This window comes from Xanthomonas bromi, from assembly GCF_900092025.1.
GTDB lineage: Bacteria > Pseudomonadota > Gammaproteobacteria > Xanthomonadales > Xanthomonadaceae > Xanthomonas > Xanthomonas bromi.
On record NZ_FLTX01000008.1, the window covers coordinates 1 to 17,669 of the forward strand.

Below are 17,669 nucleotides of genomic sequence, written 5' to 3' on the forward strand. Positions count from 1 at the left end.
TCTACACCGCGCTGAGCCAGCTCAACACCTCCGACGTGAAAATCATCACCGTCGAAGACCCGGTGGAATACCAGATCGAAGGCATCAACCAGATCCAGGCCAAGCCGCAGATCGGGCTGGATTTCGCCAATGCATTGCGCAGCATCGTGCGTCAGGACCCGGACATCATCATGATCGGCGAAATGCGCGATCTGGAAACCGCACGCATCGCGATCCAGTCCGCGCTCACCGGTCACCTGGTGCTGTCCACGCTGCACACCAACAACGCGGCCGGCGGCATCACCCGTCTGCTCGACATGGGGGTGGAGGATTATCTGCTCACCTCCACCATCAACGGCATTCTGGCGCAGCGGCTCGTACGCAAACTCGACCTGGCCAACGCCGAACGCTATGCCGCATCTCCGGAGGAGATCGAACGCTTCAACCTGCGCCGCCTGCAGCCCGATGGCGAGATATTCCTGTATCGGCCGCGTCCCTCGGCTGCCGCACCCACCGGCTATCTCGGCCGCACCACCATCGTCGAATTCCTGGTGATGAACGACGAATTGCGGCGCGCGGTGATGCGCCGCGCCGGCATGGGCGAGATCGAACAACTGGCCCGCCAGGCCGGCATGCGCACCATGTACGAGGATGGGTTGTCCAAGGCCTTGCGTGGGGAAACCACCATCGAAGAAGTCCTGCGCGTCACGGAGGATGCGTGATCGGTAGGGCCGCAGCAACGCGCGCAGCGCGCATCGGACCAACGACACGCCAGCACAGCAACCCGCTTGCTTCGCTGTGTGTGGACCTTGGCGCGTGCGCGGTGCGGGCATCGCGCTGCGATGTGCTGCTTCCGATTCCCGACTCCCGATTCCCGATTCCCGGCCTTCCAGCCTGATGCCCCTCTACCGCTACAAGGCCCTGGACGCCCACGGCGAAATGCTCGATGGCCAGATGGAAGCGGCCAGCGATGCCGAGGTGGCGCTGCGCCTGCAGGAACAGGGCCATCTGCCGGTAGAAACGCGGCTGGCCACTGGCGAAAACGATTCGCCGTCGCTGCGCATGCTGCTGCGCAAGAAGCCGTTCGACAACGCGGCGCTGGTGCAATTCACCCAACAGCTGGCCACCTTGATCGGGGCCGGGCAACCGCTGGATCGCGCGTTGTCGATCCTGATGGATCTGCCCGAAGACGAAAAAAGCCGGCGTGTCATCGGCGACATCCGCGACACCGTCCGCGGCGGTGCGCCGCTGTCGTCTGCGTTGGAGCGCCAGCACGGACTGTTTTCCAAGCTGTACATCAACATGGTGCGCGCGGGCGAAGCCGGCGGCAGCATGCAGGACACGCTGCAACGGCTTGCCGATTATCTGGAACGCAGCCGCGCGCTCAGGGGCAAGGTGATCAATGCGTTGATCTACCCGGCGATCCTGCTGGCGGTGGTGGGGTGTGCGTTGCTGTTTTTGCTCGGCTACGTGGTGCCGCAATTCGCGCAGATGTACGAAAGCCTGGATGTGGCACTGCCGTGGTTTACCCAGGCGGTGTTGAGCGTGGGCCTGCTGGTGCGCGATTGGTGGATCGTGCTGGTGGTAGTGCCGGGCGTGCTGGGCTTGTGGCTGGATCGCAAGCGACGCAATGCCGCGTTTCGTGCATCCCTGGACGAATGGCTGCTGCGTCAGAAAGTGGTCGGCAGCCTGATCGCGCGGCTGGAAACCGCACGGCTGACGCGCACCCTGGGCACCTTGTTGCGCAACGGCGTGCCGCTGCTGGCGGCGATCGGCATCGCGCGGAATGTGATGTCCAATCTGGCCTTGGTGGAAGATGTCGCCAATGCGGCCGACGACGTCAAGAACGGCCATGGCCTGTCGATGTCGCTGGCACGCGGCAAGCGCTTTCCGCGGCTGGCGCTGCAGATGATTCAGGTGGGCGAAGAATCCGGCGCCCTGGACACGATGCTGCTCAAGACCGCCGACACCTTCGAACTGGAAACCGCGCAGGCCATCGACCGCGCACTGGCCGCGCTGGTGCCGTTCATCACGCTGGTGCTGGCCTCGGTGGTGGGGCTTGTCATCATTTCGGTCCTGGTACCGCTGTACGACCTCACCAATGCAATCGGCTGAGAGCAGAGATCGACGCACCTGCACCGCGGTCCGGCGCGCGCAGCCAGCGCTCGGAATCGGCATGCACCGCCCGTACACTGCGCTTTCTACGCGCGCGCGGTGGCCAACTGCCAACCTCGTGCAACGCCGTGCCAGCCACGCTTTCGACCGGGTAGCGTCTTCACAATTACTTTCCGGTGACCGCACACCCCCCATGCGGGAACCATTGCAATGCCCGCCGTGTCAGCTATTGGCGGCAGCATCCTTCATCGACGTGCAAGGAAATCGTTCATGATCAAGCGTTCCATCACCCGCAGTCCGTCGCGCGCAGGCCAGGCCGGCATGAGCTTGCTGGAAATCATCATCGTCATCGTGCTGATCGGTGCGGTGCTCACGCTGGTGGGCAGTCGCGTGCTCGGCGGCGCCGATCGCGGCAAGGCCAATCTGGCCAAATCGCAGATCCAGACCCTGGCCGGCAAGATCGAGAATTTCCAGCTCGACACCGGCAAATTGCCGAGCAAGCTCGATGACCTGGTCACCCAGCCCGGCGAAAGCAGCGGTTGGCTGGGGCCGTACGCCAAGCCGGCCGAACTCAACGACCCGTGGGGCCACACCATCGAATACCGCGTGCCCGGCGATGGTCAGCCGTTCGAGTTGATGAGTCTGGGCAAGGACGGCAAGCCCGGTGGCAGCAGTTACGACGCGGACATCAAGTACCAATAAGTCCTCGCCATGCGCGTTGCGTGTCAGCCGTTGCGTCACCCGCGTGGAGTGGTCGGTCCTGGTCGGGCACGCACGCGTGGCACCTCGTTGCTGGAGATGCTGCTGGTCATCGCGTTGATCGCCATTGCCGGCGTGCTCGCCGCCGCGGCATTGAACGGCGGCATCGACGGCATGCGCCTGCGCACCGCCGGCAAGGCGATCGCCTCGCAGCTGCGCTATACGCGGACCCAGGCGATTGCCACCGGCACGCCGCAGCGGTTTTTGATCGACCCGCAGCAGCGTCGCTGGGAAGCACCCGGCGGCCATCACGGCGATCTGCCGCCTTCGCTGGAAGTGCGCTTCACCGGCGCGCGCCAAGTGCAATCGCGGCAGGACCAGGGGGCGATCCAGTTCTTTCCGGATGGCGCCTCCACCGGCGGGCGCATCGATCTGCAGGTCAAGGACGCCAGATGGCGTGTGGACGTAGGCTGGATCACCGGCGAGGTGCGTTCGGGCCCCTTGCGGACGCCACCGCCATGAGGCGCCAGCGCGGTTACACCTTGATCGAAGTGATCGTCGCCTTCGCGTTGCTGGCGTTGGCGCTGAGCCTGTTGCTGGGGTCGTTGTCCGGCGCCGCACGCCAGGTGCGCGCGGCAGACGAAAGCACGCGCGCCACGCTGCACGCGCAATCGCTGCTGGCCGTGCAAGGTATCGACAAGCCGCTGGAGCCCGACCAGCAGCAGGGTCGCTTCGAAGACGGCCACTTTCGCTGGTCGATGGATATCCGTCCGTACGACGAACCGCGGCGCAACCCGCAGGCGCCGATGTCGCCCGGCGCGCACCGCCTGCTGCAATTGACCCTGGTCGTGCGCTGGGGCGAGCAGCCCAATCAGGTGCTGCAATGGCGCACGTTACGACTGGTGGCCGCCAACAAGCAGGGTAGCCCGCCATGAACCGGTCGCGCAGCGCGGGCTTTACCCTGATCGAAGTGTTGCTGGCCACGATGTTGCTGGTCGGCGGGCTGGCATTGGCGTTCGCCACCTTGCGCTCGGCCAGTGCCGTGAGTCAGCGCGGCGAAGCGATCGCACAACGCAGCGAGCGTGTGCGTGCGGTGGAAGAATTCCTGCGGCGGCGCTTGGCCGCAGCGTTACCGATCACCATGGGCATCGATCAGCAAAGTCAGCAGCCGATCCTGTTCATCGGTGAGCCGCAGCGCCTGCGCTTTGCCGCGGACGTGCCGGATTACCTGGGCCGCGGCGGGCCCTATCTGCACGACCTGTCGGTGACCGGCGATGGCGATCAACGCAACCTGCTGATTGCGTTAACCATGCTGCAATCCGGCAAGTCGATCGAAGAGAGCAGCCCGCTGCCGCCGGAGACACTTGCCGCAGGCGTGCAGCAGGTGAGTTTTCGTTATCGCGGCATGGATCCGCAAAACGGCCGGCTGAGCGCGTGGCTGCCGCAGTGGGAATGGCACGACCGCCTGCCGTTGATGGTGCGGATCGAGATCCGCAGCGACGATGCTGCATGGCCGCCGATGGTGGTGGCATTGCCGCAATCCAGCAACCCCGGGGCAGGGCAATGAGCCGCTCGCGCGGCGCCGCGCTGGTGTTGGTGTTGTGGTTGATCGCGCTCCTCACCGCGATGATCGGCGCGTTTGCGCTGACCGCGCACGTGGAGGCCTTGCAGGGCAGCATGTTGCGCAACGGTGCGCAGGCGCAGGAATACGCGCGCGCTGGTCTGGAATACGCAGTATTTCGCCTGCAAGACGCCGACACCCAGGCACGCTGGCGCGCAGACGGCCGGCGCTATCGCTGGCAGATGGACGATGCCAGCGTGGAGATTCGTATCACCGATGAAAGCGGCAAGGTGGATCTGAACATGGCCGAGCCCACCCTGCTGGCCGGTCTGGTGCGGGCGGTGGGGGGCGAGCAGGCCAGTGCCGGGCGCATCGCCGGTGCCATCGTCGATTGGCGCGATGGCGATTCGTTGAGCCAGCCGGGCGGTGGCGCGGAAGATCGCGATTACGCCGATGCCGGGCTGCCGTATGGCGCAAAAGACAGCCCATTCGAAACGCTGGGCGAACTGCGCCTGGTGCTGGGTATCGATAGCGAGCTGTATCGCAAGCTGTTGCCCAATGTCACGCTGTATAGCGGTCGTTCGCGGCCTGAAGCGCGTTTTGCGCCCGCTCCGGTGCTCACCGCGATGGGGCTGGATGCGCAGCAATTGCTGGCCCAGCGTGACGCGCCGCTGGGTTTGCCGGGCAGCGAGGCGACGGTTGGTGGCTCGGGCACTTATAGTATCGAGAGCCGAGCGCGACTGAGTCAGGGACGCGAGGCTGTGTTGCGGGCGGTGGTGTCGACCAGCGCGTCTGCATTACCAGGGGCGGCCTATACCGTGTTGCGTTGGGAAGAGGGAGCAGCAGTGCAATGACCGCATGGCGGGATACCTTGGGTCGTATCGGCGTACGCGCCATGCCGGGAGCCGGAGGCTTCTGGCGTTGGTGGCAACAATCGCTGCTGGCCTGGCTGCCGCAGCGCTGGCAATGGCAGCTGGGTCTGTCGCAGGCACGCCTCTTGTTGCAACAGGACGGCGACACGCTGCAGTTGCTGCGCCAGCGCGATCACAGCTGCGACAACGTCGCCAGCCTGCCGTGGCCGGTGCATCCGCAGGAAGTGAATGGCCTGTTGCCGACCGCGCTGGAGGGCCTGCCGCGGCATTGGCTATTGCCGGCCGCGCACGCGCTGCGTCGGCCATTGCGGCTGCCTGCAGCGGCGGCGGCGCGCCTGCAGGATGTGGCGCGGTTCGAGATCGATCGGCAAACCCCGTTCACCGCCGACCAGGTGTATTTCGATGCGCGGGTGCTCGACGTGCGCGAAGACGGCCAGCTCGATGCCGAACTGGTGGTGGTGCCGCGACGCATGATCGATGGCGCCGTCGGCGTGCCGGACGCATGGAATAGCGTGCTGTCGGGCATCGATGTGGCCGACGCCAACGGCCTGCCGTTGGGCGTCAACCTGCTGCCGCCGGCGCGCCGCCTGCGCCGCAGCGACCCGATGCAGCGCTGGAATCTGTTGCTCACCGCCGCCGCGCTGGTGTTGCTGGCCGTGGCCGGCTGGCTGCTGCTCGATAATCGTCGGCAGGCCGCCGACGATCTGCGCGCCAAGGTGCAGGCCAATGCCGCGCGCGCGCGCCAGGTCGCTGCCGAACGCCAGCAATTGCTGGATCTGGTCGAAGGCGCGCGGTTCTTCCAGCAGCAACGCGCCACCCGCCCGACCTCGGTGGAGATCTGGGATGAGTTGAGCCGGCGTCTGCCCGGTGGCACCTATCTGGAAAAATTCTCGGTCGAAGGCGGGCAGCTGCAGTTGATCGGCTTGAGCAACGAAGCCTCCTCGCTGGTACGCCGTCTGGAAGGCTCGCCGCTGTGGCGCACGCCCTCGCTGACCGGCGTGCTGCAGAGCGATGCCGGCCGCAATGTCGACCGCTTCACCATCACCGCCGAGCTTGCCGGCCCCGACGCGAAGGAGGCGGCCGATGCCACGCAGCGTTAAGCGCGATCGCTGGATCGCTTTGGGTCTGCTGTTGCTGGTGATCGGCGTGGCCTATCTGGTGTTGGTGCACCCGTGGTTCACCCAACCGATGATCGCGGTGCAGGACGACCTGCAAGCGCTGCGCGAGCGCGAACTGCGCGTGCGCGTGCAATTGCAGCAGGCGCCGGAAGTCAGCAAACGGCTGCGGCAGGCGCGACAGACGCTGGAAAGCCGCCCGGGCTTCCTGCCGGAAACCTCGGCCGAACTCGCCTCTGCCGGCCTCGTGCAGCGGCTGGAGCGCGCGGTGGTGGAAGCCAGCCCCGGCAACCGCAGCTGCGCCATCAGCAACCGTTCGCCGTTGCAGCCGGAGAGCAAGAACCGCTTCACCCGCGTGGCGGTGCAGGTGCGCCTGCGCTGCGGCACGCCGGAGCTCGCCTCGGTGTTGTACAGCCTGGAAAACGGCACCCCGCGGCTGTTCGTGGACAACCTCAACGTGATGGCGCAGCGCTACCAGCTCTCGCCCACCGAGAGCGGCAACGGCCTGGATATCGCCTTCGAACTGGCCGGCTATCTGCGCCCGGGCGCCAGCGCCGCGCCGCTGAACACCGAGGCCGCACCTGCCGCCCCCAACGCCGCGGGGGCCAGCAATGCGCCTTGACATGATCGGCCTGCGCACCTGGTTGCTGGCCACCGTCGTCGGTTGGGCACTGCTGGTGTGCGTGCTGGCCATCGCCGGGTTGGGCAAGCGCGTCGAGCTGCTGCCCGACGACCCGGCGCTGGTGCAGCGCCTGCCCACATTGCCGGCACCGGCACCGGAGCGTCTGGGCGCGTTCGAAAAATATTCGGAAATTGCCGCGCATCCCGCATTTGCCGAAGACCGCCTGCCGCATCCGTTCTTCCTGTCCGGCAACGATGGCGGCAGCGCCGCTTCCACGGTGCGCCTGACCGGTGTGCTGCTGACCGATACCTTCAAGATGGCCACGCTGACCCTGGACCCGCAGGATTCGGTACGCGTGCAGCTGGGCGGCGACGCGGTCAAGGGCTGGCGCCTGCTCGCCTTGCAGCCGCGCAGCGCAACCATCGAAGGCCCCAGCGGCACGCAAACGCTGGAATTGCGCGTGTTCAACGGCCAGGGCGGGCAGCCGCCGACGGCCAATACCGCTGCGCGCGGTACGGCGGGCGCGCTCCCGTCAATGCCGTCGACCGATGCCGCGGCGGGCACGCAACCACAGCAACAGCAGCAACCTCAACCTCAACCGCAGCAACCGCAGCAACCACAAGTCGCCACGCCTGCGCAGCAATCCAGTGGACAAACCCCGCCGACGGTGGCACCGCAGCGCAGCGACGGCGCGCAGGAAGCCCCACGCCCCTCCGACGATCAGATGCGTGCCATCCGCGAACGCATCGAAGCCCGACGCCGCCAGCTGCAACAGCAGCGCCAGAGCGGCTCTACCCCCGGTCAGACCCAATGAGTGAACGCATGACGCCGCGCCTGTTCCCCGTTTCCCTGCTGATTGGCCTGCTGGCCGGTTGCGCCACCACTCCGCCACCGGACGTGCGCCGCGACGCGCGCCTGGATCCGCAAGTCGGCGCTGCCGGCGCCACCCAGACCACCGCCGAGCAACCCGCCGACGGCACTGCCAACGCCAAGCCCAGCCCGGTGATCCGCCGCGGCAGCGGCACCATGATCAACCAGAGCGCCGCGTCCGCGCCGGCGCCCACGCTAGGCATGGCCAGCAGCGGCAGCGCCACCTTCAACTTCGAAGGCGAATCGGTGCAGGCGGTGGTCAAGGCGATCCTGGGCGACATGCTCGGCCAGAACTACGTGATCGCGCCCGGCGTGCAGGGCACCGTGACCCTGGCCACGCCCAATCCGGTCTCGCCGGCGCAGGCCTTGAACCTGCTGGAAATGGTGCTGGGCTGGAACAACGCCCGCATGGTGTTCAGCGGTGGCCGCTACAACATCGTGCCGGCCGACCAGGCGCTGGCCGGCACCGTCGCGCCCAGCACGGCATCGCCGTCGGCTGCGCGTGGTTTCGAAGTGCGCGTGGTGCCCTTGAAGTACATCTCGGCCAGCGAGATGAAGAAGGTGCTCGAGCCCTACGCGCGCCCGAACGCTATCGTCGGCACCGACCCGGCGCGTAATGTCATCACCCTGGGCGGCACCCGTGCCGAGCTGGAAAACTACCTGCGCACCGTGCAGATCTTCGACGTGGACTGGTTGTCGGGCATGTCGGTGGGCGTGTTCCCGATCCAGTCCGGCAAGGCCGAAAAAGTCAGCGCGGACCTGGAAAAGGTGTTCGGCGAACAGAGCAAGACGCCCAGCGCCGGCATGTTCCGCTTCATGCCGCTGGAAAACGCCAACGCGGTGCTGGTGATCACCCCGCAGCCGCGCTATCTGGACCAGATCCAGCAGTGGCTGGACCGCATCGACAGCGCCGGCGGCGGCGTACGGCTGTTCTCGTACGAGTTGAAGTACATCAAGGCCAAGGACCTGGCTGACCGTCTTTCGGAAGTGTTCGGTGGCCGTAGCAACGGCGGCGATTCCAATGCCTCGCTGGCGCCGGGTTCGGAAACCACCGTGCTTGGGGGTACGATCGGCAATCGCGACAGCAGCATGGGCGGCAGCACCGGCATGACCGGCGGCAGCATCGGCGAAAGCGGCGATGGCAGTTCGTCGGGCAGCAGTTTCGGTGGCAGCAGTGGCAGCAGCAGTGGTGGCCTGGGGAATGGCAGCTTGCAACTGTCGCCGCGCAGCAATGGCAACGGCGCCGTGACGCTGGAAGTGGAAGGCGACAAGGTTGGCGTGTCGGCGGTGGCCGAAACCAACACCTTGCTGGTGCGTTCCACCCCGCAATCCTGGGCCTCGATCCGCGACGTCATCGAAAAGCTCGACGTGATGCCGATGCAGGTGCATATCGAGGCGCAGGTGGCTGAGGTGAATTTGACGGGCAAGCTGAGCTATGGTGTGAATTGGTATTTTGAGAATGCAGTAAATGCGGCTTCCGATTCGACCACCAATGGTTTCGGCGGCGCAGGGCTTCCCAGTGCAGCAGGGCGGAACATTTGGGGTGACATCGCTGGCAAAGTCGGCGAGGGCGGGCTTTCCTGGAGCTTCCTGGGCAAAAATGCAGCAGCCATCATCACCGCACTTGATGAAGTGACGAATGTTCGCTTGCTGCAGACTCCGTCTGTCTTCGTGCGAAACAATGCCGAAGCCACCTTGAATGTCGGCTCGCGCATCGCAATAAATTCCACGTCCATCAACACAGGCTTGGGAAGCGACAGCAGCTTCTCATCCGTGCAATACATCGATACCGGCGTGATCCTGAAAGTACGTCCACGCGTGACCAAGGACGGCATGGTGTTCTTGGATATCGTGCAGGAGGTCAGCAGTCCCGGCGACCGGCCGGCCGCATGTACATCGGCAACCGCAACGGTCAATGCCGCTGCATGTAACGTGGACATCAATACGCGTCGCGTCAAAACCGAAGCTGCTGTGCAAAGTGGCGACACCATCATGCTGGCCGGTCTGATCGACGACAACAGCAGCGATGGCAGTGCAGGCTTGCCATTTTTGAGCAAGTTGCCTGTCGTCGGCGCGCTCTTTGGCAGGAAAAGCCAAAACAACACCCGCCGCGAAGTCATCGTGCTGATCACTCCATCGATCGTGCGCAACCCGCAGGAAGCGCGCAATCTCACCGACGAATACGGCCAGAAGTTCAAGGCCATGGAGCCGCTGAAACCCACCCAGAAGCCGCAATGAGTTCAGCGCTGCCGGTCGTGCTGGTGCCGGTCGGCACCGACGACGAGGCGCTGGATGCGTGTCTGGGCGCGCTGGATGCCGCCACGCCGGCCGGCACGCGAGTGTGGCTGGCGGACGATGCGCAGGCTGGCCCGCGCGGGCAGGCGGTGATCGAACACTGGCTGGCGCGCACGCAGCTGCAGGCCCACCACACCCGCCGCCAGCGCATGCTCGGCGAGGTGGCGCATCTGGATGAAATGCTCAGCGCTTGCGGCGATGCGGACGTGGTGGTGCTGGGCGTGGATGCCTGCCCGTTGCCCGGGTGGTTGCGTCAACTCACCGCGTGTTTCGCGCGCGATGCCGCAATTGCCACCGCCACCCCATGGAGCAACGTGGGCGAAGCCTGTAGCTGGCCGCGGCTGGGCGAACTCAACCCGATGCCGGATGCACCCGAGCGGCTTGCGGCTGCCTGCGCCACCATGCCGCCGCTGCATCCGGAACTGCCATCGGCGATCGGGCATGCGGTGCTGTTGCGTGGTGTTGCGCGACGCAAGGCCGGTGGCCTGGATGCCAGCAGTTACGGCTCGTGGTACGCCGCGCTGGTGGATCTGAGCCTGCGCATGGGCGGCCTGGGCTGGCGCAATGTGTTGTGCGATACCGCCTTCGTCGCCTCCCCGCACGAGGGCCGGCCGGCCGGCGGCGACATGGATGCCTTGGCCACCCGCTGGCCGGCATGGCACGCGCGCCTGGCCAACTTCCTGATGCACGACCCGCTACGTGCGCAACGCGAACAATTGAGTCGGCTGCTGGCCGAACTGCCGCCACCCGATCCGCAACGCATGCTGTTCGACGCCTAGCCGACCGCAAACAGGCCGTCCACGCATGCCGGCGGTGGCGCAGCGACGTCGCGATGACGGAAGAAGATCCAAGGGCAAAACCATCGCGCAGTGGTCAACGCATGCTGCTGCTGCCCGTTACAGCAGACGGCGCAGCGATCCGCATTTGCGCCGCTCGCCGCGTGGTGTCAGCTGCAAGACCACAATGACCAAGACACATGCGACACCGCCGATAGCAGCGCATGCTTTTCCCGATTCCCGATTCCCGATTCCCGATTCCCGATTCCCGATTCCCGATTCCCGATTCCCGGCACTACTCCCCAGTGTGCGTCGGTGCCTCGGTCCGCACCACCACATCCAGTGCGTCGTGACGCCAGGATTCGATATCCAGTTCCACCGCGCGGCCGTCTTCGTCGAAGCTGATCCGCTGCAGCCGGAAACACGGCGTGCCGGGAGTGGACTGCAGCAGCATCGCCTGTGCCGCGTCCAAGCCGGCGGGATGCATCGAGAGTTGCGCACGACCGAGAAACAGGCCAAGCCGCTGGTTGAACATGCTCGACAGCGATCCGGCCAGATCGTGTTCGAGCAGGCCCGGCGCCCAGGCTGCGAGCACCACGTTGGTTTCCAGCAGCACGGCGCGGCGGTCGATCCAGCGCCGACGTTGCAGCACGAATACCTCGTCGTACGGGCTATCCAATCGCAATGCCGCAGCGTAGGCCGTGCCCGCGACCTGCCGGGTGGCGCTCAATAATTCGGTGCGCGGCTTGCGCCCTTGCGCTGCCACGTACTGCATGAAACCGGCGATGCTGGTGGGGTCGTAGCGCACGCGCGGTGCGCTGACGAACCAGCCGCGGCGGTTTTCGCGGTAGATGCGGCCTTCCGCTTCAAGCTGTTGCAACGCTTCGCGCAGCGTGATGCGGGTGCAGGCAAACCGCTCGGCCAGCGCGCGCTCCACTGGCAGGCGCTGGTCCGGGCCCCATTCGCCGGCGGCAATCTGTGCGGAGATCGCTTCGGTGATGGTGTGCTGGCGCGACACGCTCATGCGGCGAACCGTCGATGAAAGGCACAGGGTACAGGCAAGGCGATGAGGTGGAAGGCGCGCATGCTGCGATGGTAAAGAAGAACGCGCGCGCGAACTGCGCCTGGCTCAGCGTGCGCCAGCCAGGTTCGGGTCCTGTTGGGTTTTCCAGCTGTGCCAGCCGTACACCGCAAGCGCCACGAAGCCGGCGTAGAGCATGGCGGTGGGGTACAGGCCCTTGCTGATGAAGACGCCGACATAGATGCAGTCGAGCACGATCCACAACACCCAGTTTGCGATGCGCTTGCGCGCGGCCCACAGGGTGGCCACCAGGCTGAAACTGGCCAGCGCCGCATCCAGCCACGGCAGCGCCGCATCGGTGCGGTATTGCATGTAAGCGCCGAGTGCCGCAGCGAATGCCGCGCCGATGCACAGCGAGAGCCAGAGCTCCGCGGACGGCATCGGCAGCGGGCGGATGCGCGTGTCTGCAGCGAGTCCGCGCTGCCAGTGCCACCATCCGTACAGTTGAGTCAGGACATAGACGCCTTGCAACAGCATGTCCGAGTACAGCTTCCACTGATAGAACAGCAACGCGTATAACGCCACCGCCACGATGCCGACCGGCCAGCACCAGCGAATGCGCCGCGAAGTCAGCCACACGCCCAGCAGGTTGATCACGACAGCGATGGATTCGAGCAGCGACATGCGGTACCTGATGCGATGTGGATCAACGTGGAGGTGCGTAAGACACGTTAGGGCAGCCGGGATGCGCAGGGTGCAACGCAGCGTCGTCGACGGCGACACGCGGCTGGGCAGCACGTCCTGCGGGTAGGTTGGCTCTCGACGCCGCCAAGCACCGCATTCCGATTTCCTTCTGCTGCACTAGAGTGTGCGCACTGTCTGCCTGCAAGCAGGTTAGAAATCCACCTGCACGGTCAGCCGTGCTGTGCGTGGTGCGCCGGGGAATAGATACGCATCGCCCTGGTATTCGCCGGAATCGCGCCAGTCGCGTTTGTCGAACACGTTGTCTACGTTCAAACGCCAGGTGGTCGCCAGGCTGCCCAGCACAGTGGTGTAGCGCGCGCCCAGGTTCGCCACGGTGTAGGCCGGCACGCTGGCATTGCCGAGCCGGTCGGCGAACTTGCGCCCGCTGTATTGCACGCCTGCGAGCAGCGCCAAGCCATCGACGCCGGGTACGCGGTAGTCGGCCTGCACGCTGGCTCGCAGCTTTGGCACATTGATCGCCTGATGGCCTTCGTAGTCCGCAATGTCGGTGTCTTCGGCGTGCGCGCGGATGGCCACGACGCTGGCGAACAGGCGCAGTTGCCGTGTCGCTGCGCCGTCGGCAGACAGCTCCAGGCCACGATTGTGCAGGCGGCCCTGCTGCACATAGCGCAGGCCACCATCGGCCTGCGGTTGGGTGAACTGATAGGCCTGGCGGATGTCGAACAGTGCCGCCCCCAGGCGCACGCCCTGCAGGTCGATCTTTGCGCCGGTTTCCAGCTGGTACGCGTGGGTGGGCGGCAATATCTCGTCGGCGTTATCGGCAAACCACGGCGCAGTGCCGCCCGCCGCCAGACTCTTGGCGTAGCTGGCATACAGCGACACATTCTGCTGCGGCTTGAACAGCAGCGCGGCCTGCGGCAATACCGTGTCCTTGCGGGTGCGCCGTTCCAGCAAGCCGTCGCGGTCGAAGGCGCGCTCGTCCAGCCGCACGGCGCGTGCGCCCAGCGACAGTTCCCACCGTGCGCCCAGGCCGATGCGATCGGCCAGCACCAAGGCGCGTTGGCGGCTGTCCAGGCGGCGTTGCTTGGGGGCCAGTGCAACATCGGTCTGCGCGAAGACGTCCGGATCGCGATCGATGCTGCCGCTGCCGACGAATTCGTTGACCGAGCCAAAGCGGTCGATGGTGCGGCGCAGCCAGTCGCCACCGATGCTCAGGTGATGCTCCAGCGTGCCGGTGACCACATGGCCTTCGAGCATGGCGCGCAGTTGATCGTGCACGCGGATGTCGTCGGGGCTGCGGTAGTCGTAGACGTCGTACTCGCCCTGCGCGCTGAAGAAGTTCGGTGTGGCGATGTCGGCACAGCTTGCCGCGCCGTAGCAGCCCCAGGCGAACGCGGAGAAGTCGTTGATGGTCGAACGGCTGCGCGAGGCCTCGGCAGTGGCACGCCAATCGTCGTTGAACTGATAGGCATAACGCAGCTGGGCATTGAGCGAGTCCATTTCCACCGGCCGCGACCACGGCTGGTAGCCGAGCAGGCGGTGCACATCGATATCGCGCGGCACCTGCGTGCCACCGAGCAATTGGTAGCCGGGCACCGAGCGCTGTTGCCGATGCTGATATTCCACATCCAGCTCCAGCAGCGCCTGCGGGGTGATCTTCCAGTCGCCGGCCAGCGACAGGAAATTGCGGTAGCCGTTCGCGTGATCGACATAGCTGTTGATGTCTTCGCGCGCGGCATTCACCCGCAGGCCCAGCGTGCGTTCGGCACCGAACCAGTCGCCCAGGTCGGCGGCGGCATAACGCGAGCCTTGCTCATCGGTGCCCAGGGTCACGCTGCGCACGTGCTCGGGCCGCTTGGTGCGGTAGTCGATCAGCCCGGCGGGCTCGTTGACGCCCGATTGCAGCCCGGCCAGACCCTTGAGGAGTTGCACCTGCTGTTTGTTTTCCAGCGCGATCGATTGTTCGCCCACCGCGCTCATGCCATTGATGCGGTAGCTGTTGGCGGCATTGAGCGAATAGCCGCGCACCACGAAGTTTTCGTAATAGCCGATCGGCGCGTACGCATCGCCAGCGGAGGCATCGGCGCGCAATACCTCACTGAGCACGCGCGCCTGACGATCGAGCAATTGCTGACGATCGATGACCGCGATCGAGGCTGGCGTGTCCAGCAGCCGGGTTGCGCCGAATCCGCTCAATGCCGTGCTGGTCTCCATGCGCTCGCTACGCACGTTGACCGCATCCAGTTCGACTGCATCGGCGTCGGGTCGCTGCTGCGCCAGGGCAGGGCTGCAGCACAACGCCAGTGCGAGCGCGAGCGGACAGCGGGAGATCAAAGGGAAGGTCACAGGCATTGGCAAGACTCGACAAAAATTAAGAAAGGCGCTCACGGCAGCCGGCGCGCACGTGCGTGCAGATGCTCAAGCAGTTGCTGGCCGTCGGCGCTGGCAAACCAGTCCGCATGGCCGAGCAGATAGCGGTGATAGGCGATGTCGGCATTGGCAGACGACCGCGTGATGCCGGCGAAATATTCGATTTCGCTCAAGGCGAAGTCGGCATGCACGATCGGCAGCAGTGCGGCCAGGCGGTGCATGTCGTTGGCATCCAGTGGACGATGCTGCGCGTAGCCATCCAGCAGCGCGTCGAGCTGAGCCAGCTCGGCCTTGGCACGTGCGCCGGTATCCAGCCCCAGCCATGGGATGAGGTTGCGTTCGATGGCGGTTGCGAGGTCGAACAGCGCGCTGCTGCAATCGCTCAACCCGAAATCGAAGATGGCACTGACGCGGGTAGATCCGTCCTTGCTGTCCCACAGCAGGTTGGACGCGTGCCAGTCGCCATGCGTCCACAGCGGCCGCAGCGCGCCCGGTGCCGACAGCAGCGGCCACGCTTGCGCATGCCAGGGCAGCAGATGGGTGGCGAAATCGTGTTGCCAGGGGCGGTACTGCAGGGCTGCTGCCAGGTGCGGCCGCGTTGGCAAGGCAGCGCGCAACGCCTGCACGGGGTCTGCCTGCGCAAAGAGCCGCAGATTGGCAACCAGCAGGTTGGTGGAGCGCGCCGGCGCATCGAAGCCGTATGCTGCGCTGTGCAGTTGCGCCAACGCAGCGCCGGCAGCCTGTGCATGCGCAATGTCGGTGAATGGTGTCCACGACAATGCATCACGGTAGAGGTCGTCCCCGGCGCCGACACGCTGCACTTCGTACACCCAATCGTCGTGTGCCAGCGCGGTGCGGCCCTGCGCGTCGTGCAGCACCTCCACCACCGGCGCACCGGCCCAACGCAGGTGCGCCATGAAGCTATGTTCTTCGCGTAACGCGGCGACACTGCGCACGTTGCGGTGGTGGCGTTTGACGATGACCGGGCCGCTTGCCGTGTCCACACAGGCCGCCGCCGAGAACGGGCGCGCGCTATGCCAACGCACCGCAGCGAGGCGGCCCACGGCCGCAAACTGTTCCAGCACGCGTTGGATTTCATCGGCGGCCAGCACTGGCCAGTCCGGCAGCGCCAATTCCAGGCTCATGCCATGCACTTGGTGCGGCACGTTCATGGCCTGACTCCCGGCACGCGCAGGAGCCGTGCTGCGTCGATGAGTGGTATAGACCAGGAAATCGGGAGTGAGGCGGCGGATACGGCGCGCGCGCCGTCAAGGACAAGAACGGCGCTGCCAGGCCGTCGTCGCATCGCATCGGCCATCAGGCAGTCGCGATGCAGGTAATGAAAAGGCAGCGCGAAACCGCAAGGTCGCTAACCGTCATCTCAACAATCAGGTGTGGGAGTGCACCAAAAGCGACCGGCGAACGTCTGGCTGTCAGATGGACGCAGGCGGCGCGCGCTGTACCCGTGGTCCATGCATCGAGTACTGCCCGTGCTCGCCTGGTGGCTGCAGTCGTTTTGCTGGTCGCTCAAAAAGTAACAAACGGAGAACGCAGGGCGGCTCCGGGCCGGCAGTATGCGCTTTGCGACGATGGCTCGCCATGGCTGCAAGGCGCGTTTCGCGCGAGTGACTGCTGGCAAGTGGGGGGGCGTGGTGCAATTCCCACGCGGCGCGCGAACATCGAGGCAATGCAATCGCAACAGCGCCCGGCGTGCGGCGGCGAACCCGAGATGGCGCTGCGCCGCTCCGGCACCGGATAATGGCCGGATGACTCCCGTCCAGATCGCCGCCGTCGTCGTCACCTATCAGAGCAGCAGCACCATCGATGCGTGCCTGTCGCGATTGCGCGCGGCCGAGGGCATCAGCGAGATCCGGGTGGTCGACAACGCCTCCAGCGACGACACCCTGGAAGTGGTGCAACGCCATGCACTCGCCGATGTACGACTGCATTTCATCGCCAACCCCGATAACCCCGGTTTTGCCACCGCCTGCAATCAGGGCGCGCGCGACTCGCAGGCGCCCTGGCTGGTGTTCATCAACCCGGATCTGATGGTCGAACGCGACACCTTGCTGCAGCTGTGCGACCGCGCAGCGGGACATCCGGCGGTGCTGCTGGGAGTGGAACAGGTGGATGAGCAGGGGCGTCCGGATGCGGCAGTGCGCCGCCGCGACCCGGCATTTGCCGCGATGCTGCGCGCGCCGCGTGCCGCCGCCAATCTGGCGGTGCCGGCCGATCCGTCGCAGGCCTTGCAGCCGGTGGATGCCATCTCCGGGGCGTTGATGCTGATGCAGCGCAGCCTGTTCGACCGGCTGGACGGCTGGGACGGCAGTTACCGGCTGCATGCTGAAGACCTGGACCTGTGTCGGCGTGCCCGCCAGGCCGGCGCCCTGGTGGCGGTGGCCAACGACCTGCACGTGCTGCACGTGCGCGGCGTCTCCAGCCGCGCGCGGCCGTTCTTCGTGGAATGGCATAAACATCGCGGATTGTGGCGCTATTTTTGCAAGTTCGAGGCCGGCCAGCGTGGGCTGTTCACCCGGCTTGGTGTGTGGCTTGCGATCTGGGTCCACGCCGTTGCACAGGTGCCGCGTCTGTTGCAAAAGAAATGACCTCGCTTGCGTTAAATTTGTGATAAATCAGTGATGAGCCGCGGGCTGAAACTGTGATACGTT

The 17,669-nt window shown here is 65.7% G+C and carries 17 protein-coding genes; 13 read left to right on the forward strand and 4 right to left on the reverse strand.

The features are described from left to right. The 12 genes from XBLMG947_RS02660 to XBLMG947_RS02715 form a co-directional block, all read left to right on the forward strand. The coding region (locus XBLMG947_RS02660) for a GspE/PulE family protein (protein ID WP_167351995.1) at positions 1-701 on the forward strand (701 nt) is incomplete at its 5' end. Positions 702-876: 175 nt separating this feature from the next. Next, positions 877-2,094 (forward strand): type II secretion system protein XpsF, encoded by a 1,218-nt coding sequence (gene xpsF / locus XBLMG947_RS02665; protein WP_065466259.1) that lies wholly within the window; start codon positions 877-879, stop codon positions 2,092-2,094. 270 nt (positions 2,095-2,364) lie between these two features. Next, positions 2,365-2,796 (forward strand): type II secretion system major pseudopilin GspG, encoded by a 432-nt coding sequence (gspG, locus tag XBLMG947_RS02670; protein ID WP_065466260.1) that lies wholly within the window; start codon positions 2,365-2,367, stop codon positions 2,794-2,796. A 9-nt stretch (positions 2,797-2,805) separates the two neighbouring features. Next, positions 2,806-3,315: a type II secretion system protein XpsH gene (gene xpsH, locus XBLMG947_RS02675; protein WP_065466261.1), complete on the forward strand. Its 510-nt coding sequence runs from the start codon at positions 2,806-2,808 to the stop codon at positions 3,313-3,315. Further along, positions 3,312-3,728, forward strand: coding sequence for a type II secretion system protein XpsI (xpsI, locus tag XBLMG947_RS02680; protein ID WP_065466262.1), 417 nt, complete (start codon positions 3,312-3,314; stop codon positions 3,726-3,728). The genes xpsH and xpsI overlap by 4 nt, the downstream gene beginning before the upstream one ends. Further along, complete coding sequence (locus tag XBLMG947_RS02685) at positions 3,725-4,360, forward strand: type II secretion system protein J (RefSeq protein ID WP_065466263.1); 636 nt, start codon at positions 3,725-3,727, stop codon at positions 4,358-4,360. Before xpsI ends, XBLMG947_RS02685 begins: the two co-directional genes overlap by 4 nt. Beyond that, complete coding sequence (locus XBLMG947_RS02690; protein WP_065466264.1) at positions 4,357-5,208, forward strand: type II secretion system minor pseudopilin; 852 nt, start codon at positions 4,357-4,359, stop codon at positions 5,206-5,208. Before XBLMG947_RS02685 ends, XBLMG947_RS02690 begins: the two co-directional genes overlap by 4 nt. Next, entirely contained in the window at positions 5,205-6,326 is a 1,122-nt protein-coding gene (locus XBLMG947_RS02695) for a PilN domain-containing protein (RefSeq protein WP_065466265.1), read from the forward strand. The genes XBLMG947_RS02690 and XBLMG947_RS02695 overlap by 4 nt, the downstream gene beginning before the upstream one ends. Further along, a complete protein-coding gene (gspM, locus tag XBLMG947_RS02700; RefSeq protein ID WP_065466266.1) occupies positions 6,310-6,963 on the forward strand; it encodes a type II secretion system protein GspM in 654 nt (217 codons plus the stop codon). The genes XBLMG947_RS02695 and gspM overlap by 17 nt, the downstream gene beginning before the upstream one ends. After that, on the forward strand, positions 6,953-7,777 hold the full coding sequence (gene xpsN, locus XBLMG947_RS02705) for a type II secretion system protein XpsN (protein ID WP_065466267.1): 825 nt from the start codon (positions 6,953-6,955) through the stop codon (positions 7,775-7,777). Before gspM ends, xpsN begins: the two co-directional genes overlap by 11 nt. Beyond that, positions 7,774-10,071, forward strand: a complete 2,298-nt coding sequence (gene gspD / locus XBLMG947_RS02710; protein WP_065466268.1) for a type II secretion system secretin GspD — start codon at positions 7,774-7,776, stop codon at positions 10,069-10,071. The genes xpsN and gspD overlap by 4 nt, the downstream gene beginning before the upstream one ends. Continuing rightward, complete coding sequence (locus XBLMG947_RS02715) at positions 10,068-10,907, forward strand: glycosyltransferase family 2 protein (protein ID WP_065466269.1); 840 nt, start codon at positions 10,068-10,070, stop codon at positions 10,905-10,907. Before gspD ends, XBLMG947_RS02715 begins: the two co-directional genes overlap by 4 nt. A gap of 292 nt (positions 10,908-11,199) precedes the next feature. On the opposite strand, the gene XBLMG947_RS02720 is transcribed toward XBLMG947_RS02715, so the two are convergent. The 4 genes from XBLMG947_RS02720 to XBLMG947_RS02735 all read right to left on the reverse strand — a co-directional run bounded on the left by XBLMG947_RS02720 (position 11,200) and on the right by XBLMG947_RS02735 (position 16,172). Further along, positions 11,200-11,928, reverse strand: coding sequence for a UTRA domain-containing protein (locus XBLMG947_RS02720; RefSeq protein ID WP_065466270.1), 729 nt, complete (start codon positions 11,926-11,928; stop codon positions 11,200-11,202). A 105-nt stretch (positions 11,929-12,033) separates the two neighbouring features. Further along, positions 12,034-12,609, reverse strand: coding sequence for a nicotinamide riboside transporter PnuC (pnuC, locus tag XBLMG947_RS02725; RefSeq protein ID WP_065466271.1), 576 nt, complete (start codon positions 12,607-12,609; stop codon positions 12,034-12,036). 210 nt (positions 12,610-12,819) lie between these two features. Beyond that, positions 12,820-14,982 carry a TonB-dependent receptor gene (locus XBLMG947_RS02730; protein WP_065466272.1) on the reverse strand — a complete coding sequence of 721 codons (2,163 nt, stop codon included), beginning with the start codon at positions 14,980-14,982 and terminating at the stop codon, positions 12,820-12,822. 32 nt (positions 14,983-15,014) lie between these two features. After that, positions 15,015-16,172: a phosphotransferase enzyme family protein gene (locus XBLMG947_RS02735; protein WP_065466273.1), complete on the reverse strand. Its 1,158-nt coding sequence runs from the start codon at positions 16,170-16,172 to the stop codon at positions 15,015-15,017. A gap of 594 nt (positions 16,173-16,766) precedes the next feature. Here XBLMG947_RS02735 and XBLMG947_RS02740 point away from each other — a divergent pair. Further along, positions 16,767-17,606 (forward strand): glycosyltransferase family 2 protein, encoded by an 840-nt coding sequence (locus XBLMG947_RS02740; RefSeq protein ID WP_065466274.1) that lies wholly within the window; start codon positions 16,767-16,769, stop codon positions 17,604-17,606. The last annotated feature ends 63 nt before the right edge of the window (positions 17,607-17,669 follow it).

Bases quoted from the DNA above. Each gene is read 5' to 3' on its own strand.
- xpsF (WP_065466259.1), top strand. From the start codon at position 877: ATGCCCCTCTACCGCTACAAGGCCCTGGACGCCCACGGCGAAATGCTC.
- gspG (WP_065466260.1), top strand. From the start codon at position 2,365: ATGATCAAGCGTTCCATCACCCGCAGTCCGTCGCGCGCAGGCCAGGCC.
- xpsH (WP_065466261.1), top strand. From the start codon at position 2,806: ATGCGCGTTGCGTGTCAGCCGTTGCGTCACCCGCGTGGAGTGGTCGGT.
- xpsI (WP_065466262.1), top strand. From the start codon at position 3,312: ATGAGGCGCCAGCGCGGTTACACCTTGATCGAAGTGATCGTCGCCTTC.
- XBLMG947_RS02685 (WP_065466263.1), top strand. From the start codon at position 3,725: ATGAACCGGTCGCGCAGCGCGGGCTTTACCCTGATCGAAGTGTTGCTG.
- XBLMG947_RS02690 (WP_065466264.1), top strand. From the start codon at position 4,357: ATGAGCCGCTCGCGCGGCGCCGCGCTGGTGTTGGTGTTGTGGTTGATC.
- XBLMG947_RS02695 (WP_065466265.1), top strand. From the start codon at position 5,205: ATGACCGCATGGCGGGATACCTTGGGTCGTATCGGCGTACGCGCCATG.
- gspM (WP_065466266.1), top strand. From the start codon at position 6,310: ATGCCACGCAGCGTTAAGCGCGATCGCTGGATCGCTTTGGGTCTGCTG.
- xpsN (WP_065466267.1), top strand. From the start codon at position 6,953: ATGCGCCTTGACATGATCGGCCTGCGCACCTGGTTGCTGGCCACCGTC.
- gspD (WP_065466268.1), top strand. From the start codon at position 7,774: ATGAGTGAACGCATGACGCCGCGCCTGTTCCCCGTTTCCCTGCTGATT.
- XBLMG947_RS02715 (WP_065466269.1), top strand. From the start codon at position 10,068: ATGAGTTCAGCGCTGCCGGTCGTGCTGGTGCCGGTCGGCACCGACGAC.
- XBLMG947_RS02720 (WP_065466270.1), bottom strand. From the start codon at position 11,928: ATGAGCGTGTCGCGCCAGCACACCATCACCGAAGCGATCTCCGCACAG.
- pnuC (WP_065466271.1), bottom strand. From the start codon at position 12,609: ATGTCGCTGCTCGAATCCATCGCTGTCGTGATCAACCTGCTGGGCGTG.
- XBLMG947_RS02730 (WP_065466272.1), bottom strand. From the start codon at position 14,982: ATGCCTGTGACCTTCCCTTTGATCTCCCGCTGTCCGCTCGCGCTCGCA.
- XBLMG947_RS02735 (WP_065466273.1), bottom strand. From the start codon at position 16,172: ATGAACGTGCCGCACCAAGTGCATGGCATGAGCCTGGAATTGGCGCTG.
- XBLMG947_RS02740 (WP_065466274.1), top strand. From the start codon at position 16,767: ATGACTCCCGTCCAGATCGCCGCCGTCGTCGTCACCTATCAGAGCAGC.